We start from the raw sequence: 26,053 nt of genomic DNA, 5'->3' as shown, positions 1-26,053 counted from the left end.
TCATGTTTTACTAAAATTTATTGATAATCAAAAGCGAATAAATATTATATAAATTATAATTAAATGTGGTGTGTTTTGAATAAAATTTACTTTTTTATTGATTTAAATGAATATTTAAAGATTTTTAATTGTTGAGGAAAAAACAATTTTTTGTGCATTATTTTTTTCATCATATGCATTTGCGTAAATTTATTGTCTCTATAACAGAATTTATAATAATATCAATACAATGGAAGGATATAATTACGGGATGATCGGTCTCGGTGTCATGGGTAGAAATCTTCTCTACAATATCGCTGACAACGGATTCTCTGTGGCAGGTTTCGACCTTGATGAGGAGAAAGTAAATCAGCTCCACAGCAATGCCACCCCAGAAATGAAAATCAAAGGAACAGGCTCACTGGAAGAATTTGTAGCATCACTCGAAACCCCCAGGAAAATCATTCTTATGGTTCCTGCCGGAAACCCAGTAGATGCTGTTCTCAACAATATTTCGCCGCTTTTGACCAAAGGAGATATCGTTATTGATGCCGGAAATTCTTATTTTCAGGATACCAACAGACGTATTGCCGATATGGCATCTAAAAACCTGCATTTCATGGGAATCGGTGTTTCAGGTGGAGAAAAGGGGGCCAGAACAGGACCGAGTATCATGCCCGGTGGAGATGCAGAAGCATTTAATCTTCTCAAACCAATGCTGGAATCTATTGCGGCAAAAGTAGATAACGAACCATGCACCGCTTACATGGGGAAAGGGTCTGCGGGAAATTACGTGAAAATGGTACACAACGGAATCGAGTATGCCATTATGCAGCTGATCAGCGAAGCTTATGATCTTCTTAAACGAGGAGCAAATCTCAATAATGATGAGCTTTATGAAGTATTCAGAGACTGGAATAACGGCGAAATGAACTCTTTCCTGATAGAAATCACAAGAGATATATTCAAACAGAAAGATACACTGACAGATGGTGACCTTTTGGATCAGATCTTAGACAAGGCCGGCGCAAAAGGTACCGGAAAATGGACGTCCGAACAGGCAATGGAAATAGGAGTGTCAATCCCGACCATCGATATTGCCGTGACATCAAGAATTTTATCTGCTTATAAAGAAGAAAGAATTCAGGCTGCTGAAATATATTCAGAAAAAGAAATCACCACTCCTGAAGACAAAGAATTGTTTATCCGTGAAGTGGGAGATGCTCTTTATCTTGCAACTCTTATCAGCTATGCACAAGGCTTGGCTTTACTTATCAAAGCTTCAGAGGAATACCAGTTTGAAATTCCGCTGAAAGATGTGGTGAAAATATGGAGAGGCGGCTGTATCATCCGTTCTTTACTCTTAGAGAAATTTTATGCTGCTTACACGGAAAATCCTGAGCTGACGAATATTTTACTGGATAAGGATATTGCCGAACTGGTAAAATCTAAAATCAAATCATTACGAAAAACCTCTTCATTTGCCGTTTTAAACGGAATTCCAAGTCTCGGATTGCAGACAGCATTGGGATATTTTGATGCTTATACCACAAAATCACTTCCGGTAAATCTGATTCAGGCGCAAAGAGATTATTTTGGAGCGCATACCTATCAGAGAATCGACAGGGAAGGTGTTTTCCATACTTCATGGAACAGTACAAATCAATAAATTCGGAGAAGAATGAACGAAAATAAAACCCTGAGACCCACCACCATTATCATCTTCGGTGCGACAGGTGACCTGGCAAAAAGAAAACTTTTTCCGGCATTTTATAATTTATATATCGACGGAAGAATGCCTAAAGGGTTTAATATCCTTGCTTTAGGCCGGGCTGATAATACAGACGGAGATTTTAAAAGCTACGTCAAAGAAAACCTTGAAAGTTTCTCAAGAAAGAAACTGACTCAGGAAGACTGGGCGGGCTTTCAGGCACATATTACTTATTTCAGACATCAGCTGGATGAAGAAAATTCTTACAAAGATCTTCAAAAGAAACTCGATGATTTCGACAAGATCTATGGAACAAGGGCCAACAGATTGTTCTATTTATCCATCGGTCCCAACTTCATATCCACGATATCCAATCACATCAAAAGCAGCGCACTGGCTTCGGATCCTAAAAAAGACCGTATCATTATCGAAAAACCTTTCGGGCATGATAAACAATCGGCGATTGAACTGAATAATCTTCTCTCCGAAACATTTGAAGAAGAGCAGATCTACCGTATCGATCATTATTTAGGGAAAGAAACGGTACAGAATATTCTCGCTTTCAGATTTGGGAATTCTATTTTCGAACCGCTTTGGGATCATAAACATATAGAATCTGTACAGATTACCGTGGCAGAAGAAGTTGGCGTGGAGACAAGAGGAAGCTTCTATGAGCAGACCGGAGCACTGAGAGATATGATTCAGAATCATTTGCTGCAGATTCTCTGCATGGTGGCGATGGAACCGCCTGCATCACTGGAATCCGGTGAGATCAGAGACAGGAAAGTAGACGTTCTCAAGTCGATCCGCAGAATTCCTGCTGATAAAGTTGATCACTATGCAGTAAGAGGACAGTATGGAAAAAATATAGTGAATGGAGTAGAGGTAAAGGGCTATCGCCAGGAAAATGGTATAGCACCGGATTCCAACACCGAAACTTTCGCGGCTGTAAAATTTTATCTCGACAATGAGCGTTGGGAAGGAGTTCCTTTCTATGTACGCACCGGGAAAAAAATGAAAGAAAAGCATTCTTACATTACCATTCAGTTTAAGCCACTTCCGCATTCAACTTTTTCGGATACCCAACATCATTTGGCAGCGAACCGTCTTATTATTAATATTCAGCCTCTGATGGATATCAGGCTGCAGTTTATGGCAAAAAAACCCGGACTTTCATTGGCGTTAAAACCCGTGGAGATGATATTTGATAATTTTGTATGTCAGGAAGATACACCGGAAGCCTATGAAACTTTGCTGCTGGATGCTCTTTTGGGTGATTTAACCTTATTTATGCGTTCCGATCAGGTAGAAGAAGCCTGGGATGTGGTAAAAACAATTCAGGAAGCCTGGGCAAACAATAAAGATGCCTCATTCCCGAATTACAAAGCAGGAAGCTGGGGTCCGGAAGATAGTGTTGCACTGGTAGAAAGACAGGGACACAGCTGGTGGTAGAATAATATTAATGTAAAGAACTGAAAATGAATATCACAGTATTTGATGATTTAGATAAATTATATAAAGAAGCAGCGGAAACTTTTGCTGAGCTTTCAGAAAAATCAATACAGGAAAAAGGGAAGTTTGTTGTCGCATTGAGTGGAGGCTCTTCACCTAAAGCTATTTTTAAATTACTCGCAGATGAGTATGCCACAAGAATTGACTGGAGTAAAATCTATTTCTTCTGGGTAGATGAGCGTTGGGTCCCGTTAAATGATGACAAAAGCAATGCGAAAATGACTTTTGAAACATTGCTCGACAAAGTACCGGTAAACAAAGGTCATGTTTTCCCAATGTACAAGGATAACGTTCTTCCTGAAGATTTTGCAAAAGAATATGAAGCCCAGATCCGAAACGTTTTAGGAGATGAAGGTGTTTTTAATTTTATCCTTCTGGGCATGGGAGACGACGGCCACACGGCATCACTATTTCCGGGTGAAGAAATTCTCAATGAAAAAGATAAATGGGTTGAAGCCTACTATCTGAAACCTCAGGAAATGTTCAGAATCACACTCACGGCACCGATCATTAATAAGGCTGAAAATATACTGGCCGTTGCATTCGGTGAAACCAAAAGACATGCCTTGAATGAAATCCTGAACGGAGCCTACAACCCGGAATTATATCCGATGCAGCTTATTGAGAAAAAAGAAAACTTCAGATTTTTTACGGACCATAAAGCCATGGGAAATTAAAATGTAATCAAAATATACATAAAATCCTGCCGATTTTTCTGCAGGATTTTTATTTTGAAAAGTTAGCCAGTGGAGAGGATGGAGTTATTTGTAATATATCCGTTTTAGCCATAAGCTTATTCTAACAAGTACTATTAAAACAGGTACTTCTACTAAAGGACCAATTACTCCCACAAATGCCTGTTGAGAGTGAATTCCAAATATTGCAATCGCTACTGCAATTGCCAATTCAAAATTATTTCCTGTTGCTGTAAAAGCTATCGAAGCATTTTTATCATAAGGAATACCAAATGATTTGTTGATAAAGAAACTTACAAAGAACATGAGTACGAAGTACACTATTAGCGGTACAGCTACTTTTAAAACGTCAAATGGTAATTCTAAAATCTTATCTCCTTTCAGACTGAACATGAGTACAATCGTAAATAGTAAAGCATATAATGTTAACGGAGATATTTTAGGAATGAACTTTCTATTGTACCACTCCAAACCTTTCAATTTAGTTAAAAAGTATCGGCTCAGAAAACCTGCTAAAAATGGAATCCCTAAATAGATCAAAACACTTTCGGTAACATCTCTCATGGATACACTTACATTAAAATTAGCCAAACCTAATTTTTCAGGCAACACATTGATAAAAAGCCAAACCATAAAACTGTAACTTAATACCTGGAATATACTGTTCAAAGCTACCAGCAATGCTCCATACTCACGATTACCTTTTGCTAAGTCATTCCATACAAGTACCATTGCAATACATCTCGCCAAACCAATAAGAATTAAACCAATCATATAATTGGGTTCATCTCTCAGGAAAATAATTGCTAACAGGAACATTAAAACCGGACCGATAATCCAATTCAGTAACAAAGAAATTCCAATGGCCTTTTTGTCTTGAAAAACTTTAGGCAATAATGAATAATCAACCTTTGCTAATGGCGGGTACATCATAATGATTAAGCCAATTGCCAATGGAATATTGGTAGCTCCTATTGATAGGGAATTGGTAACCTCAGAAATTTTAGGAAAGAAATATCCTAAGCCTATTCCTAAAAACATGGCCAGGAATATCCAAAGAGTGAGGAATCTGTCAAGAAATTTTAATTTTGGTTGCATTACGTTTGTTTAAATCATTCTTATTTTTTTATCTGTGAAAAGACATAGAACATTTCAGCACCAATCTGCAAGCTTCTTTCCTTGTAAACCTTTGTCTGTTCAGATGTGCCATCTGAAATTTTAGGGTCTTCAAAAGTAATAGGAATTCGTTTATCTGCCCCTGCAATAAAAGGACATCCGCCATCCGCCTGAGAACAGGTCATAATTGCAGCAAACCCACTTGTAGGATTAAATGAACTGTCATATCTTTTAGAAAATCCAATAATTGGATGTTTATCTTCATTATACTTGATAGCATATACAGGATTTTCTGTATCAGAAATTTTACTGATAAACAGTCCCTGTTCCTGCAAAGTCTCTGCAACTTTAGGAAACATCGCTGTTTCTTCGGTTCCTCCTGAATAGCAGGTTACATTCGGTACATCATAATGAAAACTTGCAACCTGTGCCCAGACCTGTGATAAATGGCTTCTTCTTGAATTATGGGTACAAATAAAGTTAAGGATTACTTCTTTTTGTTCTTCCAGCCTTTTTTGAATAAAATCAATTAATGGTGCTAAAATAGCCTTTCTGTCTTCCCCGATTTCTTGATTTCTCAGTAATTCTATTGTTTCTGATAATTTAGGATACATAGTTTATTTTTTAATTGAATTTTAGCAACAGCCGGAATTTGGAGTGCAACAAGAAGCTTGATTATTAGAAAGTTCAGATAAATTGAGTTTTTGTTTTTCCGTAGGAATTCCGCAAGCATCCTGAGCCAAACACGCTGTTGTTTTATTTTTAAGAACAAAATTTTTCCCGTTAAATTCCAAATCAAATTTGCCTATTGTTGTATCTTGATACTCAACTTCAATTTCGCCATCTTCAATACCAAGCTTTTCTTCTGATAACTTAATAATATTTAAAAGTTTAGAAGGCTTTAAGCGATGTTCAAAATCGTCAGCATTCCACAATTGAAAATTAACAACCCTTTCCTTTCTTATGGTCCCTCCGCAGTCAATGAAATGTTTTATTATTGTTCCCACTTCTGTTACATGAAAGTGCTCAGGAACAAATGTTCCATTTTCTAATTGAAATTCAACATTATCTAATGTTGGTAAGATTTCTTTAATTTCAGATAGTTTCATAAACTTTTTATTTATTGGTTAAATGCAATATTACGATAGATGTATTTAAAAAAAATGCCTTAACAGCATTTCTGATTGGTAGTCGTCAGAATTATATTGGAAAAATAATCTTTTAGTATTCCAAACGTATTTTCATCGATACAGTAGCAAATCGCAGTCCCTTCAATGTTTCCTTTAATCAGGCCTGCATTCTTTAATTCCTTTAAATGTTGAGAAACCGTTGCCTGTGCTAGTGGTAATTCATTAACAATATCACCACAGATACAAGTATTTACTTTCAATAGATACTCAATAATAGCAACCCTTGCGGGATGTCCTAATGCTTTCGCAATCGTAGCGATCTTATTTTGTTCATCTGTAAAGTGATCTGTTTTAGTTGCTCCCATAATTTTATAGAATAATTATATCGCAATATTACGATTAATTGTTTTCTTTTACAAACTTTTTATAGATTAATTGGAAAATTAATGGCTATCTTATTTTTGATGTTATATGTTAAAGAAAATTAGGATAGATTAGTCTCACAAAACGATTGATGTATTATTTGAGACTTTGTCTAACCTTCGATAAGCAAAATAAAAGAGTCAATTTTAAACACTTGAAATAAGATAAATAATTGCGTTTCAATGATTTTGAAATATAACAGTTCAAAATTAATAGGTTAAAACAATATTCTTACATCTACAGATTATATTCTTGCGGTATCATCACGAAATACCACAGCAGGCATTACACTTTTGTAGTATTTTTAATAAAACGGTTAAAATTTTTAGGTAAAAAAGGTAACTTTATACTATAAAAATAACTGATTATGAAAACATTAATTAAAAAAATGAAATGTGTCCTGGGGATTTGCCTCTTCCTTTTTACCAGTGTTAGTTTCTCTGCACAAAACTATGTCGGGAAGGTTATCGATCAGCTGCGGGGGCAGTCTTTCTCTTTATATGATAACGGGCTGATCGTTCAGGACGGAAATCCGGGAAACAGAGGTTTTGTTCAGCGTGATCCTTCCGGGATGATGTTTCTGAGACTGCCGGCTGTTAATCCCTACAGAAATGCCTACTTCCTCGATTACCGTGGAAACTTTATCGAAATAGATTATGCCTTAGGCAGCAGGGTAATCGGGAGATACGATTTCCAGCCACCGGCGCCGCCGGTGGTAAATTATCAGCCTCCACAGTTCAATCCCAATATAGGAATTATGACGGCCAGTGGAAATGTGACACCCATTCCTGTCAATCTCGTAAACCGGGATCAGCCTTTCGGCGATGTGATGATCACCTCGGAGCAGGCTGCAGTTAATTGCTATAATCAGTCACTGACATCCAATAATCAGCTCAATCAAAATGCATTCGGTGACTGTATGATCGCCAGTATGACCGGAAAAAAAGAAAATGAAGTGTATAAATGTGTTAAGAATTCCGCGACCGTTGAAGAACAGACGCTGTGTATGGTCTCCGTAATGGGAGGCAGCAGAGAACAGCAATATGCCCAGACCCTTACCAAGTGTTACAGAGAATTTGGTGCCGACTACAGCAAGTATCCTTTGTGCCTGGCGGGGGAAGTTTCAGATCCCGATCTGCAGAAGCTGGTTTCCTGTGTAAAGCAGCAGGCACAGACTGGTCAGGTTAATTTTATGAATACCGCCATGTGTTACGGAGCAGATAAATTTAATCTGAATACCGAGGCAACGATTGCTGTTCAGTGTGCCGCAACTTCCGGCGGACAGCCCTATGTTTTTGTAGGTTGTGCCGGCGGACAACTTACCGCAATGGAGCTGAATAAGTGCTTAACAAATGGCGTTGGCGGCGACAGTGGATGTTTCGGAAAGAACAATACCATCGTAAAGACTCTGAATTCGCTGGGAAAAGAGATCAGCCAGCATTTTGGTCCCAACAATGATATAGTGAGAAACTTTAACAATGTAGTTCAGGATTTTACAGTCGGCCCGGGATATAATCATGAAGCAGTTAAATTACTGCGCAACACCGGAAATGAGCTGCGTAAAGCTGGAGGAAATATCGAAAGAGAAGTCAAGAAGGTTCTCCCGAGAATAAAATGGTAAATCTTTTATAATGTAGCCCTTCTTTACGAAGGGTTTTTTAATTTAAAAATAAAAACAAACAGCATGTAAAAGGAATAAATCACCGTTTTTTAACAGGCCGTCATGACGTGACTATGGTACTTTTTCATTAAATTTGTTAGAGGTCTGAAAAAATAATCACCATACACAAGTACTTATGAACACAAAGAAAACTACTCTGTCGCTTTTTCTGATACTTTCAGCAAAAATATTCTGTCAGCAGTTTTCTTTACAATATTGCATAGAAAAAGCGCAGCAAAATAATACCATAGTAAAACTTGCCGAGCAGTCTCTTGAAACAAGGCAGAAGCTTTTTAAAGCTACCCAAAATAACGGACTTCCCAAACTGGATCTTCTCGCGGGATACAACTACATCGGTGAACCGTTAAGGATAAATCTTCAGCAGGTAAAAGACGGCATCGTGGAAGGCTCGGCAAATCAGGCAGTCTATTCCGCCAATACTGTTTATCAGCAGGTGACAGGAAACCAGCTTTCTCAGCAGGTACAGGATGTTATTTATCAGACTTCAAAAGATATCATCGGTGCCGTGTATCCCAATTACAATCCGGAAATTACCAAGCAGAGTTACTTTCTTGCAGGGCTTGTCGTGCGTCAGCCGATTTATTTAGGAGGAAAATTAAAATCATCCCGCAAACTTTCCGAAGAACAGATGAAAAGCGGTGAAGCCAACCTTCAGTCTTCAAAAGATCTTACGGCATACAATATTGCCTTACAATATATTCAGGTGATGTATCTCAATTCAATGATTGAGAAACAAAAAAACAGCCTGGAATCTTTGCAGAAAAATGAAACCTACGCAGGCAATCTTCTGAAAGCTGAAATCATTCCGCCGTATCAGAAAAACTGGGCGGATATTGCCAGAGTTCATGGGGAAACAAACCTAAAGAGTTTGGTGATGGAAAAAGAGAATGCCTTGTATATCCTGAAAGATATGATGGGAATTTCTCTTGACGAGTCGGTAGAAATCAACGAAAAGCTGAATGAATCTACCGAAATTCCTGCTTTCATATCCTCTGAAAATAATGCAGATGTAAAGCTTCTCCAAAGCAAAAAAGCAGAAGCTGAAACCGGGGTGGATATTACCAAATCTTTATCAAAACCAAACCTTTTTGCCATTGGAAATGTTCAGTTTTTCAGGAAAGATCTTCCCGTCATCACCCCTCCCTGGCTGATCGGGCTGGAACTGCAATGGACGCTTTTTGATCCGGAACGCCGCTCCAGAAATCTTGCGTCAGAATCTTTGGTCAAAGAAGCAGATTTGCTAATAGAACAAAAACAAAAGTCGGTGAATCTTGCTACCAAAATAGCAGAGAACAAGCTGGTAAGTCTTAAAGAGCAGAGCGAAACGTTTGATGCATCAAGAAAACAGGCGTATAACACAACGGAAATGATTAGAAAAAGAATGGAAAACAGCCTTTCATCCGTAAAAGATGTGAATGATGCCCTACAACTGCAATACGAAACTGAAAAGTTGTATTACACCTCTCTGGTAGCGTATCAGACAGCATTGGCAACGTATTTTTATATTACAGGAAATCCTGAGAATATTACCAACTATATTCCGTGATAATCGTTTTAGATTAAAATAACCTTTAGATATTATATAAATCAATCATAAATCGGATGTGATCCGAAGTATAACCAACCAACAGATGAAAAACTTTATAAAAAACTACTGGGCTGTTTTTATTCCGATTGCTGTACTTGCGGCAGCGCTGGTTTATCTCCTGAAAGATAAATCTGCCGAAACTCCGAAAGATGCTGTGATCGGGATGGTAGATGCTGAATTTATAGATGTTTCGGCTTCGCTTCCCGGGCGTGTGCTGGATATTCCCGTAAAAGAAGGGGATGAGGTGAAAGAAGGTCAGTTGGTAGTTCAAATGAAGACTTCCGAGATTGAAACCATTCAGTCTCAGGTTGCTGATGCTGTTGAAATTGCCAGCAATCAGCTGGATAAAGTAGATCGTGGTGTAGAGCCTGAAGTATTGGCTTCGGCAAAAAATCTGCAGCAGATTGCTCAGCAGCAGATGGATCTGATGTCTAAAACCTACAGTCGGTTTCAGAATTTATATTCGGAGGGAGTGGTTTCCGGGCAAGAGCGGGATGTGATTTATTTTAAATACAAAGCTGCACAGAAAGAACTTGAAACCGCCAATCTTAATGTGCAGCTGTTGCAAAGAGGAAGCAATAAAGAGCTGAAAAACTCTGCACAGGCTATTCTTAATCAGGCTCAGAATGCGGAAAAGCTTACACAGGAAATTAAAGACAATGCTTCTCTGAAAGCGCCGGTATCAGGAAGAATATCAACTATTGTTTCCAATAAAGGCGAAATGGTGAATGCGGGATATCCGATGATGACCATCCAGAAAGACAATTCATTTTTTGTGAAATTCAATTTGCGCCAGAATCAGATGACCAAAATAGAGAAAGGAAGTCTGGTAACGATGAAAATTCCGGGCTGTATTCCGGAAACGGTAAAAGGTAAAGTATCTGAACTGGCTCCGGCATTAGGTTATGCCGACTGGGTTCCCGAAAAGCAGAACGGAGAATTTGAGTTGCGGACTTTTCAGATTAAAGTAAGGCCTGAAAATTTAAATGCAGTAAAAGGACTTCGTTCAGGAATGACTGCGCAGCTTATTTTACCATAATTAAATTTTAACTCCTTGAAAAAAATCAGCAATATCATGGTACGGGAATGGAAACGGATTTTTTCGATTCCGAATTTCTATGTGGTTCTGCTGGTTATTCCGCCTATTATTTTTCTGTTTTATGGCTTTATTTATCAGAAGCAGTTTGCCCGTGAGCTTCCGATGGCGGTTTGGGATGAAGACGGTTCTTCAGTTTCACGGACATTGACAGACATGATGGAGCAGAATGAGAACATTCATTTTACCCACGTGGTTTTCAGCAATGCCGAAATTGAAAAATTGATGAAGGAAGGAAAAATATTTGGAGCCGTTCATTTTCCTAAAAATATTGAATCGGATGCCAAGAAAAATCATCAGTCGAATATTACTTTATATACTAACGGTGCTTACTTGGTTCCTGCTAAAATGATCTACAAAGGCGCTGCTGAAATTATCATTAAAGGGGGTCTTGCCGTAGTTCTTCAAAAAGCAGAAAAGCAGGGAATGCCTGCCGATAAAGCGAATACGCTTGTTCAACCGATCAAACTGAATACAACAGTTCTCTACAATCCGGAATTCAATTATCAGATGTATCTCACTCCCGGGCTGGTAACGGTAGGGCTTCAGATGGCACTAATCGTGGCTTCGGTACTTATTCTTAATCTGGAATTTAAAAGAAATACAATCGACAGTCTTCTGAAGATCTCCACGTCATCTTCACAGATCGTTATCGGAAAAATGCTGGCTCATCTTTGTATCGCGTGGATTTTATTTATCCTGATCAGTTTTGTTGTGTTTCCTGTTTTTGATTTGGGAAAGCCACAAACGGATTTCAGCTTTTTTATTCTGTACACCTTACTGGCTCTTGCCTGTATAGGAATCGGAATGATGCTTTCCGCCATTTCCAATAATCTGCTTTTTGTGGTGGATGTAGCACTGTTTTTTACTTCTCCGGCATTTGTGTTCAGTGGTTTTACATTTCCCAGATGGGCTATGCCGTGGTATGATCAGATCTATGCGGATATAATGCCATACACTCATTTTCTAGACGGATTTATTAAGCTGTACTTCATGGAACTTCCGATCAGGTATGCATATCCTGAAATGGTTAAACTGCTGATCTTTACCGGTATCACATTTCCCATTGCGGTTGTCGTTTTTCAGAAGAAAATTAATCAATATCTAAAAAACATTCAGCATTGAAAGAAATTGTTGACATATTGAAAAGGGAGGTAAGAAATATCTCGAAAGATTCGAGTTTGTTTCTGATTTTGCTGATTGCACCTGTACTGTATGCTTTTATGTACGGCAGTATCTACCTTAATAAAGGGGAAGAAAAGGTAAAGCTTGCCCTGATCGATGCCGATGGAAGTGCAATTTCCCGGTTGTTGACGGATCAGCTTAATTCAACACCGATGATTGATATTATTCCCAGTTCAGATATTGCTGAAGCTCAGGAAAAAATGTATAAAGGTGAAGTGGAAGGATATTTTTATATTCAGAAAGATTTGGAAAAATATATTCTTTTACAAAAGCAGGCGAATGTTAATCTTGTTCTTAATGCATCGCGTTTCCTGCCTTCCAGTGATTTGCTGAGTACGGTGACCAAAGTCTGCCTTACCGTAGGAGCGGGGGTACGGAAAACCTACTTTAATAAGCAGGGAATGAATGAAGACGAATCTATGAAAATGACCAATCCCATCAATATGGATTACCGGCCGCTTTACAATTCCGGGATGACGTACGGTTCGTTTCTTTTGCCGGGATTACTGGCTATTATCCTTCAGCAGACCCTTCTGATTGGGGTAGCTGCGGGTTTCACATCAGAACGGGAAGAGAAAAAACTTCGTAGTCTTTATGAAATCTCAGGATTTAGCATTTCTAAAATAATTGTAGGCAAAGGAGTTCTGTATTTCTGTATTTTTATGATCTTCGGGTTGTTTTTTGCGGTGGTTAATTTTTCAATTTTCGGTGTAGCGGTAAGGGGTGATTTCGTAGATCTCGCTTTTATTACGGCGATCTTTATTGCTTCTGTCATTATATTGGGAATGCTGATCGGGAGCTTCTTTAAAAGCAAACTTTTTGCATTTCAGGTTCTTGTATTTTCTTCTTATCCGATATTTTTGGTGACGGGGTATTCAATGCCTTATCAGTCTTTGCCAAAAGGAATTCAGTTCTTTTCTGATCTCCTGCCGACTTCTCCGTTTCTGAAGGTGTATATTTCCATTGTTCAAGCCGGCGGATCGGTTGCAGATAATATGGGATCTGTTGTTCATCTTTTAGTATTGCTACTTGTGCTTGTAATTCTCCTGATGGCAAGGATGAAGTATCTTCTCCGTAAAGTTTAAATGCTGTCTGATCATCTGCAGGCGGGAGAATATTAATTGCAGGTGCAAGAATATTAATTGCAGGTGTGAAAATATAACTTCACATGACAAAAAAATGTTTTTGTTTATCTTTATTAAACCTGTGCATTTTGATTCGTTTTCATTCTCGATACATTTTTTCTTCACCTTGTTACGAAAAAAATCGAAGTGACGAATCAAATATCAAACAGATTATTAATAGTATCCTAAAACTTTCATCCAGAGTCCTCCAAGTCCCATATAGATAATAAGAAGAACGATTCCTATTTCCAGGCCGCGAAGCCACCATGACTTAAGATCTACATATCCGCTACCAAAAAATACAGGAGCAGGACCATGACCGTAATGAGTGAGTACACCATAAATTGATCCCAGGAAACCAAGCATCATCGCCAACAGCATTGGAGGAATTCCGACTGCAATACCGACACTTAACAAAGCGGCATACATAGCTGCAACGTGCGCTGTGGCACTTGCAAAAATATAGTGACTGAAAAAATATACGAGAATGATAACCGGAAAGGCAACCGTCCAGGTCATTCCGCCAATTTCGGCTTTGATCAGGTTACTGAACCAGCCGATGAATCCTAATTCATTGAGTGAACTTGCCATCATCACCAGAACGGCAAACCAGATAATCGTATCCCAGGCACCTTTTTCAGCTTTTACATCTTCCCAGGTAAGTACTGAAGTGAGCAACAGTAAAGTAAGTCCGATAAAAGCAGTAGTGGTGGCATCAATAGAAAGGCTTCCTCCAAAAATCCAGAGTGCCAGCAATATAAAAAAGGCGAGAAGCATCAGCCATTCGTTTTTGGTGATAGGTCCCATTTCCTTCAGTTTTTCAGCGGCCATTCTCGGAGCATCACTTGTTTTCTTTAATTCCGGCGGATATAATTTATATAAAACCAAAGGAACGATAAAAAATGCTGCCAATCCCGGAATAAAACCTGCGGCAGCCCATGACATCCAGGTAATATTGATTCCTAAATTGGCTGCGAATTTCTGGCACATCGGGTTGCTGGCAGTTCCGGTCAGGAACATGGAAGATGAGATGAGGTTCATATAATAACTGTTTAAGGTTAAATAAGAACCTAACTTTCTGTGGGTTTCCGGCTTTTCAGGTACCGAGTCGAAGCTGATCGCCATCGACTTCATGATAGGATAGATGATACCGCCGCCTCTTGCCGTATTACTAGGGATGGCAGGGGCAAGGCAGACGTCGGCTAATCCAAGTCCGTAAGCAAGTCCTAAGGAACTTTTACCGAAAATTCTAATGAATAGAAAGGCGATGCGGTTACCCAATCCTGTTTTGATGAATCCCCTGGCTATAAAGAATGATATTCCGATCAGCCATATTACTTTATCTCCGAAACCGGAGAGCGCTTTGGTAATTGATTTTCCTGCGTCTCCGGGAGCCAGGACCTGTGTCAATGCGGTAAAACCAATTGCCATCATACACATTGTTCCCATAGGAGCGGCTTTAAGGATAATTCCTAAAATAGTAGCCGCAAAAATCGCAAACAAATGCCATGCATTTTCGCTGACACCCTCCGGAGCAGGAATGAACCAGATAATGAGTGCTACAGCAAAAGTAATGGCAACATTTTTAATATTTATTTCTTTCATGATAATTGAGTTTAGTATTTAAAATCTGCTCTGAACCTGAATAATAAAGAGATTATTGTCGTACTGAGTTGTATTTTCTACCTGATATTTATAGCGGTCAAGCTGCATTCCCAGCTGAATTCGGGCTCCGTAATTTTTCAGGAATTCAAGGCCGAACATCGGGGTAATGGTCTGCCTGGGATTTGAGTTTAACCTGAAATTCGTATCCAGATATTCGTAACGGCAAGAAAGCTCAAAAGCGCTCAGGTTCCTGTGATTTACTTCATATCTTAGATTTGGCAGGAAATAGGCCCCGCGGATCAGATATTCATCGGGATTCTGAGGCCTGGTTTCCGGATTGGCCGCAAAATATAGGGGGTGATTGGTTGCCTGTTTGGCCTCGAGCTGCATATCCAGACTCCATCTTGGATCAAAATTAACCAGTGAACTCACATCTACGCCTACAGCATATATTTTTTTACCGAAAACTTCACCGACTCCACCGTTTAAGCCAAGATTCAGATGATACTTTTCTGATAAACCGAATACAAGCCGGCTTGAATACTGCTTGCCATTGTCATTATCATTAACCTGATTTTTACCATTTCCATTAACGACAGAAACGGCATATTGAAACGGAATTTCGCCAAGATTGAGCTGCCCTGTGGCGGAAAGACCGATCTGAAAGCTAGTCCAGCCCAGTTTTCCAAACTCTGTATATTGATTGGACCAGTCGAGTGATTTGATGATGTCAATAGGGTAGGTCTCCTCAATCCCGAACCACGGACGGAACTGTCCTGCAGTGAAAGCCAGCTTAGGATTGAAGGTGTATTTTAAATATGCATTTTCCAGTACTCTTGATTTGGGATCATTCTTGAAATCAGCAAGGTTGGCGAGTACGACAACTTCTGTCCGTTTACTTATTTGCGCACGCAGCTGAACTCTCATGTATTTGATCATGAAATTATTATCCGTACCGCTGTGATCGGAGTGGTGAAGGCCATTTACATCTATATCTTTGCTCATTCCTACCAGGTAACGTGCCTGGAACAGTCCTTTGATCTGAAGCTGTGGATATTTTACTTCTTCTTTTTCCTGATTAATGTATAAAGAATCGGGTTTTTGGGCGGCTGTTAAATAGAAAAGTATAATGAATAAGGGTATTGCAGTCTTTTTGATATGAAAAGCCATACTATTATATTTAGTGAGGTGGTTATTTCTGAATTAATTCAATCCTAAAAATTTCAAAGGATTTAATCTTTAAACTCGAATGACCTTTTCTTTACGTTGTCAAATTTCTGTTCCTTTGGCAAGATATTGGCGGGTATTTCATCACGCCAATCCATCGACCGAGCTGTAATTACGGTGTTTTCCGGACCTTTATAAACGACCCTTGTACAGGCTTTAAAATGGGTCCATAACTCTGTAGTAAGAGTGACTAATAATAGACTCAAGCATAATTTTTTCATGATATAGTATTTGGTGTGGTGCCGGAGATATTTAAAATGTTTAAAAATATCTCTTTTATTGTTGAAATAAATTTAATGAAAATTATGCTATAATTACCTTTTTTTGAATGATAAATGTTTTGATTTCAATTTTTAAATATCAAAACGATGTAAATAAAACATTGGGATAGGGGATCAGCAGATAGAAATCGCCGAATGTATCTTAGTAAATGATACTGAGAATAATGGGAAATATAGGATTCACAGGCAAGAGAAATTAGTGTACTCTTACACTAGGTAAATAATCTTAAGGGAAGCAGTCAATATCTGTATCTGAGCTCAGCCATTCATACGACAGCAGTGTTTGCTGTCGCATAAAGCATAATCCAGCTAATGATCATTATGTGTTTTGGCCAAACTCAATACGGATAATTAATTGAGCTCATAATTTTGAATAATCATACTCAGCATAAAATGAACGTAATTCTGATCTGCCTCTTTTCTGTTGAGAAGCTTGTTTTTGTAATTATACGAGCTTAATATTTTTGATAATTCCTGATACGTTTCAAAATTGTTGTCTTTGATTTTTACTCTCAGATTTCCATCTCTTCTTTGAACAAGTTCGTCATCAAGTGTTCTTACTTTAAATATAACCTCACATAATTTGGGATTAAAATTCATTTTTCCGGTATATCTTTCAATGATATTCACCTTAAATGTATCGAATGTGATCGTGTTAAAGACAAGGTTTGAGCCAGACTCCTGTGTATTGAGATCAAGCGTGTAATTCATAAATTTAAATTTGTACAAATGTAGTCAGAAGATGAAAAAATTCAAAATAATTAGGGCATCTTATATGCCATTTGTTAAAATTTTTATTTTTCTGCTGATTCCGATAGCCGTAATCTGTGATTTTCAGGCTATTTGCTGGCAAATTTCTTAACTCTTATTTTCTTTTCTTTTACTTTTATGTCGAAAGTGGTAAGCTGAGTCATTTTTCCGGCTTCCACTTTGAAATCCTGCACTGTATTTTCACAGTAAGTATTGGATGGAAGGGAATTTTCGTTCAGTTTTATCTTGTAGTCTCCGGATTCGATGAAAGAGATAATTTCTCCGTTATCGTCAGTAATGACATGTCTTATTATTTTTTCATTTTTATAAATTTCAAAGGCTATTCCTCCGGATTTGGGTTCAAATTCAACTGCCTTTTTGGTATCATAGACATAATTTATTCTACCCTGAACGGTCCCGTTCTGATGCAGCGGAATCTGTAAAGAATACTGATGGGTATTAACATCAAATTCAAATTCATCATAATACCAGCCCTGCTGAATAACCTGTCTCAGAGTATATTTGTTGTAAGGAATCGCCTTGTATTCTATATTTCCGTCTTCATTGGTTTTGAACGAGATATTGTTAAGCATAATGATGTATCCTGCTGCTTTTTCGTCTCCTTCATCATACACATTGTTATTGTTACGGTCATAATACACAAAAGCCTTAATATTACTTTTCTTTCCGGAATCCAGGTTATTGCTTCGTAAATTGATGGTAACGCCAACTTCAACGGTGAGAAGATTGTTGCTGAAATTATTCAGGGAATAATTGAACCACGATGAATTCATGTAAAAACCGTAACGCTCTTTTGAGTATTTCAGATTGACAAATCCGGAAGGCGATTTTCCGTAAAGTGTATCGTCGGTGTATGATAATCCTGAATTGATGCTCAGTTTGCCTTTAAGCATCGTATGCGTAACGAAAGCTGAAGCAGATGTTTTTTCGTAAGTGCCGGTACTTCCCAATAATTTTGAAAATGCATATTCTGAAAGATAATAGCTTCCGTATTGATAGATCAACTGAAAATTAAGCCATTTATAAGCATAATTTCCCGTAAATCTCATCTGATATTTTCCGGTATCGCTGTCGGGATAGTTTGCCAATCCGGTTTCTATACCTATAATGGAAGAGTGTTTTCTATCCGTACTCGACCAGCTTATACGCTCAACCAATCTTTTTGCGGTCATTTCTTTCAGCTCTTTATTTTCTGTAAGACCGAAAAAAGTATTATATGTATTGGAATTTTCATTCTGATACTGAAAGCTGATCCCAAATCCGAAATTCTTTCTCTTGGGAAAATTGAATCCGGTTTCAAGTCTTGCGCTGTTGGTTTCTAAATTATTGTTATAGAAATAAAATTTAGGCGAAAAATTAGAAATCATCATATTCGCATACACAGAGTGACCATTAAATATACTTCCTGAAACGTTTTGTTGGAGCTGGAAAATACCTCTCTGATTTCCGGGATAATAGTTTGAGCTAAAAGAATAGTTTCCGCTGATATTCACCTTGTTAATAGTCCCGGAATACTGGGTTTCCAAAGCTCCTGATGGCTTTGTCGTGTTGATGCTCTCATAAACGCTGACTCCGCTGTATAATTTGGCGGTAAGATTCCATTCTTTATTAAATGCATACTGAAAGTTGGTTCCCAGTAAATTATGCTTTACCTTTTCATAAGGATCATTTCTAAATACATATGCAGCTGAAATATTTCGGCTCGCATTGCTTGCTCCCAATGTTCCTCTGACGTAAAATCCGTAGCCTGATTTTAGGAAAGAGGTACGATCTATCAGACTGAAACTTTGATCAATGAAGCCAATTTCCAATCTTTTATTTTTATCCTGTGAGGTATAAGCATATTCTGCTCCTCGTCCGTAAAGGGAAAGTTCTATAATCTTGCTGATATTCCCGACTGTAAATTCACTTTTTTCCCTGCGATATGAGATGAAAGTATTATTAACAACAGGATCTTCGGGGCCATTGGTTTTATAAATATTTCCTCTGATAAAAACATATCCGGACGGAAGATTAAAACCTCCCGAACCAATAAGCTGATAGAGATAGGTTTGATTTCCCAGAAATCTGTAGCTTGTGGTAATACTGTTTTTGGTGTAATTAAGGTTGTTATTGTCTAAAGACTGGTAATGCTGTGTCGACGAATTGTTCTGAATAGATACGATGCTGTTTCCGAAAATTTCCTTATCCGGCTCTCTAAATCCGACGATGTTTACACTGAATTGAGGTGATTTCATTAAATTGCCTGATGGCCTGAAACGATAGATAAACACCGAATCTTTCTGTACTGACACGATGCCTTTCTTTTCCACAAAAAAACTTCCCTGATCTGCTTCAGGAATTTTAAATACAACCGTAACATGCTGAGTTTTGTTGCCTAAATTTGAAACCCTCGCTCTTACTTCGATAGAATCGGCTACATTACTCATGTAAATTAAAGGCGTATCTGTACTGATTGCCAGAGAATTGTTTTCGGGGATATCGTGGATGATCGTCTGTTTGATAACTTCTTTATCCGCTATATCTTTTATAGTAAAACTGATTTCACTTTTCCCGGAGGCTGCGTTATTGTTGATCAGAATTTTCACAGGCAGATAGATATTGCTGCCCGAATCAATATCGATTTCGGCCATATTCCCGGAAATGTTTCTGAATCCTGAAGGAACAGTCACATACAGTTTGCCTTTAAAATGGGTCTGGGAATTATTTTTAATTTCAATAATGGTGCTTATAATACGATCTCTTCCCAGACTGGATTCGTCGCGGATTTCCATGCTGATACCGTTACCTGTTTGCGCAGAAACCGTAAGCGAGATGCATAAAGTAAAAAATAAAATGAAAATTTTCTGTAGGTTATTAGGGGACATTTGAGTTTTTTATTGAGGTGTTATCTCATACTGGAGGGTTGCTGAATAGTCGTCTGATTTGGCGTTAATAAAGATTTCATCATTATGAATGGTTGAATATTTTACATCATAATAAACGGTATTGCCTTGTGTGGCATTTCCCTTGGCGACGAGCTGTGAGACTGCGCTTAATGAGATAGGAAAAACGCTTGTATTGGCCACTGTAGAGCTGAGAGACATCTTTACCGCATCGATCGGAATAGTATTTCCATAGGATGAAGTAAACTGAGATTGCAGTGATTTTAGCTTAATCTGGTAATTGGTATTGCTTTTTACGATTAAGGCATTATTGTAGGTTACGCTTACTCCGTTGGTATAATCATCTATGTTTTTAAATTCGAGTAAGGCATTCTGTGCGCTTGGAGCAAACGTCAATGAAAGCTCAGGAGCATCTACAGGAGGAACTCCGGAAAGCGTACCGATCTGCAGCTCAAAGTTATGATCCATTCTGCCGATTACATTATTGTACTGATCATACAATGTGAACTCCACAGGTGCGTAGAACTTGATCCAGGAAGGGTAGCTGCCCAGATAGGCACCTCCCATTACACTTAAACTGAATTTTAGCTGTAAGCTGTAATATCCGTTCTGCTGAGAAGGCTGATTGTAAAGGGTAGCATTGGATTTAGGGACCAAAAATACTTCCTGGCCTTCCTGAAGTACCACGTTAAGAGGCATCCCAATCTGTGAAATAGTGGGAACAGGACCTGGCTCGGCCTGACCTGATGACGAAACAGGATGTAAAGAAACTTTGTTTCCGGGCATCGTATAGAGTCCGTCATTAGTCATAATCGGCTGTTTAAGCTTTGCAGACAGCCTCCAGAAGGGAACGTTGAAATTGCCGTTTCCGCTTAACATTGCGGTATAGGCATCGGGATTAGTATTTCCATCGTAAGAATTGATTTGCAGGTAGCTATTGATCCACGAATAATAAGAAATTTGTGAATATAAAAACTGCCCTGCTAACAACAGTACGATTGAGAGTGTTTTAATCATACATAAAATTTAACTCGCCGAGTTCAAGATTATTATCACCGTAATCGATCATCACGGATGCTGTATATTTTCCTTTCGGAAGATCTGCGGGAAGAGAAATATCCATTTCTCTTTTATTACCCGGCATGGTGTAGAATACGATAGGGTCAATAGACACTTTTTTGCCATTTTCCATGTTGACAAGATCTGTGAACACTTTACCGTCTGTCCATATATTTCCTTCATTTTCGAAAAACAGTTCCAGCTGCTTTTTAGATTTCTCAAAAGTCAGATTCTGTATTTCTATTTTTTTTGTTTTAGCCGAAGGAAGAAGTTTATGGAATATTTTTATTCCTGACCGGATACTTACTTTTATCTTTGCACCTTTGCTGTCCACATCATCCACGGGATTCATCTGGTTTACATATAAAACTGCAGAATGCGCTTCCAATGTATCAGACAGTTTACTGGGAACTGTTATGGTAACATCAATATCCCTTCTCTCTCCCGGTCCTAATGTAAAATAATTGTCTTCTTTTTTTACACTGATCCATCCTGCGCAGGATACTTTCAGGGTATTGGCTGCAGACATAATGTTTTCACCCTTCTCATTGTATTCCCAGTCACCAAGGCTTATGGCCAAATCCAAAGAGTTTTTTGCACTCACATTGGTAACCGTTATTTTCTGTGTATTACTGTTTCCTACGGTTGATTCAAAATACAGCCTCGGAGGCGAAACCGAAATGCCGGTCTGTGCCTGAATCATTGAAAGAAAAGAAACCAGAAAAAAAGCTGAAAAAAAATGGAGTGAGTGGGTCTTGTTCATTGTAAAAGTAAAGACTGTGACAGCAGAAAAAAAATGCCACAATTACTTGTAGCATTCTATTTTTATTATAATCTACAGTATCTTATTGTGCAATAATAGTGTAGGTAAGTTCAGTAGTATATACCGTAGGATCCTGTCCTGCAATATAGTTGTCTAGGTATGCATTAGCACCTGCACCTTTGTATTCGATGTTGATTTTCTTGTCAACACCTCCTGAAGTGGAAGTTACTAAAGTAGTTTCGTTAGCAGATAGAGTAGCACCTTGTGTATATTGTGCTCCGTTTACGGCATCAGTACCTGCGCTGGCTTTAATCTGGATAGTGTTAGCCTGAATGTTTTTATTTCCGTTTTGTAAAGCCGAGTTAGCAGCTTTTACTTTCACCTGGAATCCTCCGGTACTGTAAATGCTCAAGTGGTCAGCGTTAAGGGATGATACACCATTAGCATAGTCATCTTTAGTTACGTAGTCTAAGTTAACGATTTTTTGTGAGTTGTTAACGACCAAAGTCTGAATAGGCTTTAATCTTACGTTTAGGGTAACGGTTTGTGCAGCGATTGTTGCAAATCCGAATAGAACAAATGATGCTAGAATACACTTTTTCATAAATGCGATTATTTTTTAATGTTATTAGTTCAAAAATCTGATGCAAATGTATAGACTTCAAATCAGAGCATTATTGTGAAAAATTGCTAATAATTTGTAATTTTTGTCGCTGAGAATTAGCGATATACAGTAATTTTTTTTATTGGATATTCAATAAAAATTAATTATGAAAAGAAAAATAACTCCACAAATAATAATATTTTATGATAAAAGTATTATTAATAAATTATGTATAGAAAATTAATAAATGGTTAAATATAAAAAAATATACTTTTAATTGTAATTTTTTCTTTATTAATTTGACATCATCGTTAAAATGTAATAATTCTGATCTTTAGATAAGTCTCTTTTTTTATTCTTACGACTGTCAATTTCAAATATTTTTTCAATCACTCCTTTTTTATAATTGATAAGGTTGCGAATGGTATCTTTTTCCAGAATGGCCTGATCTGTATTTTTGAAACCGGCTTTTCCGCTGTAAAGATCATGTTGCAGTCTTACCTCAAAACCTGAAGGGCTTGAAATCATAATAAATTTTGTATCCTGATCATCACTTTCATTATAAGAACTTTTGTCTGCATCTGCAGGATTGATAGTCAGTGTCTGAGTAGGATACAAACGTATGTTAACCGTAGTTCCGTCGTTTTGTGCACGGAAGTAAGTGAAAGTAATGAGGCAGATTAAAATAAAAAAATATTTGATATGCATCGGTTTGTTTTTCACCTTATGGTTACTTAACCAAATATACAATTATTTTTCAATAATTCCTCATTTCAGAAGGGTTTTTTTGGGTGTGCTTCTTAAAAAAATTTGTAAAATTTCCTTCATCGCTGAATCCCAGCTCATAAGCTATTTGAGATATGGTATAATTAGAATAACTCAACATTTTTTTAGACTCATGAATGAGCTTTTCTATTATAATATGTTTTGCTGTTTTGCCGAGAACATATTCTGTCATTTCAGTAAGCTTTCTGGGGGTTATATTCAGCTCGCTGGCATAATGGGAAACCTTTTTTGAAATTTTGTAATCCCTCTGGAGTACGATCTTGAACCGATTAACGCAATAAAGATAATCAAATTTTACATCTTTTTTTACCTCTTCCGTAGGAATGTGCAAAAATGCGTCTAAAATCAGTCTCTCAATAGCATTGTGTGCCGCCGAGACATAAAGACTTTTATCTTTCTTTCGAAAACTTTCCATTCGATCCATAAAAACCACACGCATTTCTTCCTTGTTGACAAAAGGGGCGATAAATATATCAGAATTGTAATTGAAAAAAAGCTGTGAATTCAGGAAAAGTGAGTCTTTTACAGACCTTTCATAAAAAGTTGACGAAAAAACAACGATTAAAACATCATGGCCTCGGGACGGGCCAAACTCAACATCCTTTTGGGGCCCTACGAAAACAATATTGCCTGCTTCGATGTCATGGGCGATATTTTCAACCGTGAGACGAATATTCTGCATGACGATATAAATACAATAAAATTCCAGAGTATTCAGCTTTCTTTTGTTATTGTTTCTTTTAATTATATGATCCAATCGATTTACACTGAAGCCAATATCTTTTAACTGATCTGTAATTATATACATTTTATATTGTGGTAAATTAGTACCCGACTAATATAATTTTTTGCATTATGCTATAAATATTATTTGATTAGAGATAATTCTATATCAATATTGAATTATTTCGGCACTTCCAATTTTAATTCATTTTATAAATATGAAATCTTATTTCTTGTTATAATGAAAGAAATAACATATCTGAAAGTTCTTAAATAAAGGAAAATCAAACTTTTCCGACAGTATGTAGATTTCAAGATGAGAATAATAGTATTTTACATTAATTGTTATTTTTGCTTGATATACACTTACATCGCCATTTGATGATATAAATTTTGTTAAAATGATACCGAATTTATTCTATATATGGTACCGTATTCGCGCGAAAGATCGTCCTGACAGGTGAAATTTTTATCTCTCATGTATATCTGATAAAGAAAATATGTTTTATATTGGATAAGAACAAGATTTGGCTTGTAAAAAAAATCTTTTACTATTTTTATAATCATTATATTTTTCACTTTTTCCAAGAATTAAATTAAATTTACAAATTCCCTATATCGGGAAAATATGTATATTTGCGGTGTTGGATTTTTTTTGATCTTGAGTTGAATTAAAGACAATATTCGTACCGTCTTGACAGTATAAATTAATTATCATTAATCTGTACATAATTGTTATATTTGGGTACTGAAATCATATACTGTTAAAATGAAACTGTTGTACCTTTGTTTTAATACTCTTTTGGGTAAAAATCTTTTTAATATTAGGGAGCTGGAGTGCTTCCATATGTATTCACCAGTTTTAATTTTTCTTTCAAATACTTTTTCTTATTTAAATTTTTCTTATTCTTGGCAAAAATTAAACTCTGAAATGCATTTTTGGAGAATGTTTTTGTATCGGATTTTTATAGTGAATGTTTGCCATCACAGCAGAAAGCTTTGTATTAATATTTTAAAACATAAAATAAAATTGATAATAAATGGTAATCTAATAAATGAACAAAAATTAATTTCAAAAAATATTTATATAAATCCCGCGAAGGTTAACATAATTTAATTTGGTTGTTTATCTGGTAATTACGAATATTATGTTTGAATTTTACATTAAAACATTATTTCGGCAAACAAATTGATTAAGATACGCGTTGCAAATTTTACATTTATTATAAAATAGTATATTAACCATAAAAATATTTAGTTCGCTCATTGAATAATCTAAAAATTGAGAGCGTTACCACAGTAGATTAAAATTACATATGAACAGAAATATTATCACTCTTCTGATATTAGTATCTATTACTTTATTATCATGCAAGCCCAAACAGAATATGGTGTATATGTCGAAAAGCAATATGGAAGAGGAAGTCGCCAAAGCGAAATTTCAGGGTTTACACATCCAGGAAGGAGATGTTCTTCTTATTCTTGTTTCCGCACTTGATGAAGCTGCTGTGAAGCCGTTTAACCTTAATACTGCAAATAAAGTTGGAGGTGATGCAAATACAGGAATAAATCAATATGCGCAACCCAGTGAATATCTGGTCAATGAGGAAGGTTATATTAATTTTCCGGTATTGGGAAGTATATATACGAAAGGTATGACTCAAATACAGCTGAAACAGGATATGGAATCACGTTTAAAAAGATATCTTACTGATCCTTTGGTTACAATTACGCTTAAAAACTTTAATGTAAGTATTTTAGGTGAAGTAAAAGAACCAGGACAAAAAGAGAGCTTATCACAAAAAATCAATGTATTTCAGGCACTTGGCCTTGCAGGTGATATGACAGATTTCGGGGACCGGACCAATGTAAAACTTATCCGTACGCAAGACGATGGTAATGACGAGATTGTCAATCTGGACCTTACGAGAGCAGATATTGTAAGTTCACCTTATTATTATATGAAACAGAACGACATATTGTATGTGCAGCCTGATAAGAATAAGCAGATACAGGCTAACTCAAATCCTAACAGAGCGCTTACTTTCCAAATTATTGGCACATTATTAACTGCAGCTACCTTAATTATTGCTTTAAAAAGATAACCAT

Annotated in this window: 22 protein-coding genes and 1 pseudogene; 9 read left to right on the top strand and 14 right to left on the bottom strand. The window is 37.1% G+C overall.

Annotated elements, in window-relative coordinates; translation table 11 throughout:
* Window positions 1-229 precede the first annotated feature (229 nt).
* The 3 genes from gndA to pgl are packed head-to-tail and all read left to right on the top strand — an operon-like array spanning window position 230 to window position 3,879.
* Window positions 230-1,648, top strand: coding sequence for an NADP-dependent phosphogluconate dehydrogenase (gene gndA, locus ACWNCI_RS06665; protein WP_449387681.1), 1,419 nt, complete (start codon window positions 230-232; stop codon window positions 1,646-1,648).
* A 12-nt stretch (window positions 1,649-1,660) separates the two neighbouring features.
* A complete protein-coding gene (gene zwf, locus ACWNCI_RS06660) occupies window positions 1,661-3,142 on the top strand; it encodes a glucose-6-phosphate dehydrogenase (protein ID WP_449387680.1) in 1,482 nt (493 codons plus the stop codon).
* Between the two features lie 26 nt (window positions 3,143-3,168).
* Window positions 3,169-3,879, top strand: a complete 711-nt coding sequence (gene pgl, locus ACWNCI_RS06655) for a 6-phosphogluconolactonase (RefSeq protein WP_449387679.1) — start codon at window positions 3,169-3,171, stop codon at window positions 3,877-3,879.
* 84 nt (window positions 3,880-3,963) lie between these two features.
* Here the strand turns inward: pgl and arsB are convergent, their stop codons facing one another.
* From arsB to ACWNCI_RS06635, 4 genes are read right to left on the bottom strand one after another with little or no spacing between them, the layout of a single operon-like run.
* Window positions 3,964-4,995, bottom strand: a complete 1,032-nt coding sequence (arsB, locus tag ACWNCI_RS06650; protein WP_346985024.1) for an ACR3 family arsenite efflux transporter — start codon at window positions 4,993-4,995, stop codon at window positions 3,964-3,966.
* A 20-nt stretch (window positions 4,996-5,015) separates the two neighbouring features.
* The gene (locus ACWNCI_RS06645) at window positions 5,016-5,627 is read right to left on the bottom strand and encodes an arsenate-mycothiol transferase ArsC (RefSeq protein WP_449387678.1); all 612 of its coding nucleotides are present in this window, start codon (window positions 5,625-5,627) and stop codon (window positions 5,016-5,018) included.
* Window positions 5,628-5,648: 21 nt separating this feature from the next.
* Window positions 5,649-6,122, bottom strand: a complete 474-nt coding sequence (locus tag ACWNCI_RS06640; RefSeq protein WP_449387677.1) for a DUF6428 family protein — start codon at window positions 6,120-6,122, stop codon at window positions 5,649-5,651.
* A gap of 59 nt (window positions 6,123-6,181) precedes the next feature.
* Entirely contained in the window at window positions 6,182-6,508 is a 327-nt protein-coding gene (locus tag ACWNCI_RS06635; protein ID WP_346985027.1) for an ArsR/SmtB family transcription factor, read from the bottom strand.
* A 425-nt stretch (window positions 6,509-6,933) separates the two neighbouring features.
* On the opposite strand from ACWNCI_RS06635, the gene ACWNCI_RS06630 reads away from it, so the two are divergent.
* The 5 genes from ACWNCI_RS06630 (at window position 6,934) to ACWNCI_RS06610 (ending at window position 13,201) form a co-directional block, all read left to right on the top strand.
* Window positions 6,934-8,187, top strand: a complete 1,254-nt coding sequence (locus ACWNCI_RS06630; protein ID WP_449387676.1) for a hypothetical protein — start codon at window positions 6,934-6,936, stop codon at window positions 8,185-8,187.
* A 175-nt stretch (window positions 8,188-8,362) separates the two neighbouring features.
* Window positions 8,363-9,793, top strand: a complete 1,431-nt coding sequence (locus ACWNCI_RS06625; RefSeq protein WP_449387675.1) for a TolC family protein — start codon at window positions 8,363-8,365, stop codon at window positions 9,791-9,793.
* A gap of 85 nt (window positions 9,794-9,878) precedes the next feature.
* Window positions 9,879-10,874 carry an HlyD family secretion protein gene (locus ACWNCI_RS06620; RefSeq protein ID WP_449387674.1) on the top strand — a complete coding sequence of 332 codons (996 nt, stop codon included), beginning with the start codon at window positions 9,879-9,881 and terminating at the stop codon, window positions 10,872-10,874.
* Window positions 10,875-10,889: 15 nt separating this feature from the next.
* Window positions 10,890-12,056 carry an ABC transporter permease gene (locus ACWNCI_RS06615; protein WP_449387673.1) on the top strand — a complete coding sequence of 389 codons (1,167 nt, stop codon included), beginning with the start codon at window positions 10,890-10,892 and terminating at the stop codon, window positions 12,054-12,056.
* On the top strand, window positions 12,053-13,201 hold the full coding sequence (locus ACWNCI_RS06610) for an ABC transporter permease (RefSeq protein WP_449387672.1): 1,149 nt from the start codon (window positions 12,053-12,055) through the stop codon (window positions 13,199-13,201). Before ACWNCI_RS06615 ends, ACWNCI_RS06610 begins: the two co-directional genes overlap by 4 nt.
* 213 nt (window positions 13,202-13,414) lie before the next feature.
* On the opposite strand, the gene ACWNCI_RS06605 is transcribed toward ACWNCI_RS06610, so the two are convergent.
* The 10 genes and pseudogenes from ACWNCI_RS06605 to ACWNCI_RS06560 form a co-directional block, all read right to left on the bottom strand.
* Window positions 13,415-14,845 carry an anion permease gene (locus tag ACWNCI_RS06605; protein ID WP_449387671.1) on the bottom strand — a complete coding sequence of 477 codons (1,431 nt, stop codon included), beginning with the start codon at window positions 14,843-14,845 and terminating at the stop codon, window positions 13,415-13,417.
* Between the two features lie 18 nt (window positions 14,846-14,863).
* Complete coding sequence (locus ACWNCI_RS06600; protein WP_449387670.1) at window positions 14,864-16,015, bottom strand: porin; 1,152 nt, start codon at window positions 16,013-16,015, stop codon at window positions 14,864-14,866.
* Window positions 16,016-16,137: 122 nt separating this feature from the next.
* Window positions 16,138-16,293 (bottom strand): annotated as a pseudogene (locus tag ACWNCI_RS06595) (linear amide C-N hydrolase); the annotation flags it as partial.
* A gap of 411 nt (window positions 16,294-16,704) precedes the next feature.
* Complete coding sequence (locus ACWNCI_RS06590) at window positions 16,705-17,064, bottom strand: prevent-host-death protein (protein ID WP_346985036.1); 360 nt, start codon at window positions 17,062-17,064, stop codon at window positions 16,705-16,707.
* A 128-nt stretch (window positions 17,065-17,192) separates the two neighbouring features.
* Window positions 17,193-19,991, bottom strand: coding sequence for a COG1470 family protein (locus ACWNCI_RS06585; protein ID WP_449387669.1), 2,799 nt, complete (start codon window positions 19,989-19,991; stop codon window positions 17,193-17,195).
* A gap of 9 nt (window positions 19,992-20,000) precedes the next feature.
* Window positions 20,001-21,026 (bottom strand): hypothetical protein, encoded by a 1,026-nt coding sequence (locus ACWNCI_RS06580; RefSeq protein ID WP_449387668.1) that lies wholly within the window; start codon window positions 21,024-21,026, stop codon window positions 20,001-20,003.
* Entirely contained in the window at window positions 21,019-21,831 is an 813-nt protein-coding gene (locus tag ACWNCI_RS06575; RefSeq protein ID WP_449387667.1) for a fimbrial biogenesis chaperone, read from the bottom strand. Before ACWNCI_RS06575 ends, ACWNCI_RS06580 begins: the two co-directional genes overlap by 8 nt.
* Before the next feature lie 82 nt (window positions 21,832-21,913).
* Complete coding sequence (locus tag ACWNCI_RS06570; protein ID WP_346985042.1) at window positions 21,914-22,435, bottom strand: hypothetical protein; 522 nt, start codon at window positions 22,433-22,435, stop codon at window positions 21,914-21,916.
* Between the two features lie 294 nt (window positions 22,436-22,729).
* The gene (locus tag ACWNCI_RS06565) at window positions 22,730-23,143 is read right to left on the bottom strand and encodes a hypothetical protein (RefSeq protein ID WP_346985043.1); all 414 of its coding nucleotides are present in this window, start codon (window positions 23,141-23,143) and stop codon (window positions 22,730-22,732) included.
* A gap of 49 nt (window positions 23,144-23,192) precedes the next feature.
* Window positions 23,193-24,029, bottom strand: coding sequence for a helix-turn-helix domain-containing protein (locus tag ACWNCI_RS06560; RefSeq protein WP_449387666.1), 837 nt, complete (start codon window positions 24,027-24,029; stop codon window positions 23,193-23,195).
* Between the two features lie 1,231 nt (window positions 24,030-25,260).
* Here ACWNCI_RS06560 and ACWNCI_RS06555 point away from each other — a divergent pair.
* Entirely contained in the window at window positions 25,261-26,049 is a 789-nt protein-coding gene (locus ACWNCI_RS06555) for a polysaccharide biosynthesis/export family protein (protein ID WP_449387665.1), read from the top strand.
* The last annotated feature ends 4 nt before the right edge of the window (window positions 26,050-26,053 follow it).

The sequence above is a fragment of the Chryseobacterium lineare genome (genome assembly GCF_977014045.1).
Note: the sequence above shows the minus strand (reverse complement) of the source record. Positions and strands in the feature narration are given on the sequence as shown.

Coding starts and splice junctions, on each gene's coding strand:
- ACWNCI_RS06600 (WP_449387670.1), bottom strand. CDS start 16,015: ATGGCTTTTCATATCAAAAAGACTGCAATACCCTTATTCATTATACTT.
- ACWNCI_RS06635 (WP_346985027.1), bottom strand. CDS start 6,508: ATGGGAGCAACTAAAACAGATCACTTTACAGATGAACAAAATAAGATC.
- ACWNCI_RS06575 (WP_449387667.1), bottom strand. CDS start 21,831: ATGAACAAGACCCACTCACTCCATTTTTTTTCAGCTTTTTTTCTGGTT.
- ACWNCI_RS06585 (WP_449387669.1), bottom strand. CDS start 19,991: ATGTCCCCTAATAACCTACAGAAAATTTTCATTTTATTTTTTACTTTA.
- ACWNCI_RS06565 (WP_346985043.1), bottom strand. CDS start 23,143: ATGCATATCAAATATTTTTTTATTTTAATCTGCCTCATTACTTTCACT.
- ACWNCI_RS06555 (WP_449387665.1), top strand. CDS start 25,261: ATGAACAGAAATATTATCACTCTTCTGATATTAGTATCTATTACTTTA.
- ACWNCI_RS06605 (WP_449387671.1), bottom strand. CDS start 14,845: ATGAAAGAAATAAATATTAAAAATGTTGCCATTACTTTTGCTGTAGCA.
- arsB (WP_346985024.1), bottom strand. CDS start 4,995: ATGCAACCAAAATTAAAATTTCTTGACAGATTCCTCACTCTTTGGATA.
- gndA (WP_449387681.1), top strand. CDS start 230: ATGGAAGGATATAATTACGGGATGATCGGTCTCGGTGTCATGGGTAGA.
- ACWNCI_RS06570 (WP_346985042.1), bottom strand. CDS start 22,435: ATGAAAAAGTGTATTCTAGCATCATTTGTTCTATTCGGATTTGCAACA.
- ACWNCI_RS06620 (WP_449387674.1), top strand. CDS start 9,879: ATGAAAAACTTTATAAAAAACTACTGGGCTGTTTTTATTCCGATTGCT.
- pgl (WP_449387679.1), top strand. CDS start 3,169: ATGAATATCACAGTATTTGATGATTTAGATAAATTATATAAAGAAGCA.
- zwf (WP_449387680.1), top strand. CDS start 1,661: ATGAACGAAAATAAAACCCTGAGACCCACCACCATTATCATCTTCGGT.
- ACWNCI_RS06590 (WP_346985036.1), bottom strand. CDS start 17,064: ATGAATTACACGCTTGATCTCAATACACAGGAGTCTGGCTCAAACCTT.
- ACWNCI_RS06625 (WP_449387675.1), top strand. CDS start 8,363: ATGAACACAAAGAAAACTACTCTGTCGCTTTTTCTGATACTTTCAGCA.
- ACWNCI_RS06580 (WP_449387668.1), bottom strand. CDS start 21,026: ATGATTAAAACACTCTCAATCGTACTGTTGTTAGCAGGGCAGTTTTTA.
- ACWNCI_RS06640 (WP_449387677.1), bottom strand. CDS start 6,122: ATGAAACTATCTGAAATTAAAGAAATCTTACCAACATTAGATAATGTT.
- ACWNCI_RS06645 (WP_449387678.1), bottom strand. CDS start 5,627: ATGTATCCTAAATTATCAGAAACAATAGAATTACTGAGAAATCAAGAA.
- ACWNCI_RS06560 (WP_449387666.1), bottom strand. CDS start 24,029: ATGTATATAATTACAGATCAGTTAAAAGATATTGGCTTCAGTGTAAAT.
- ACWNCI_RS06630 (WP_449387676.1), top strand. CDS start 6,934: ATGAAAACATTAATTAAAAAAATGAAATGTGTCCTGGGGATTTGCCTC.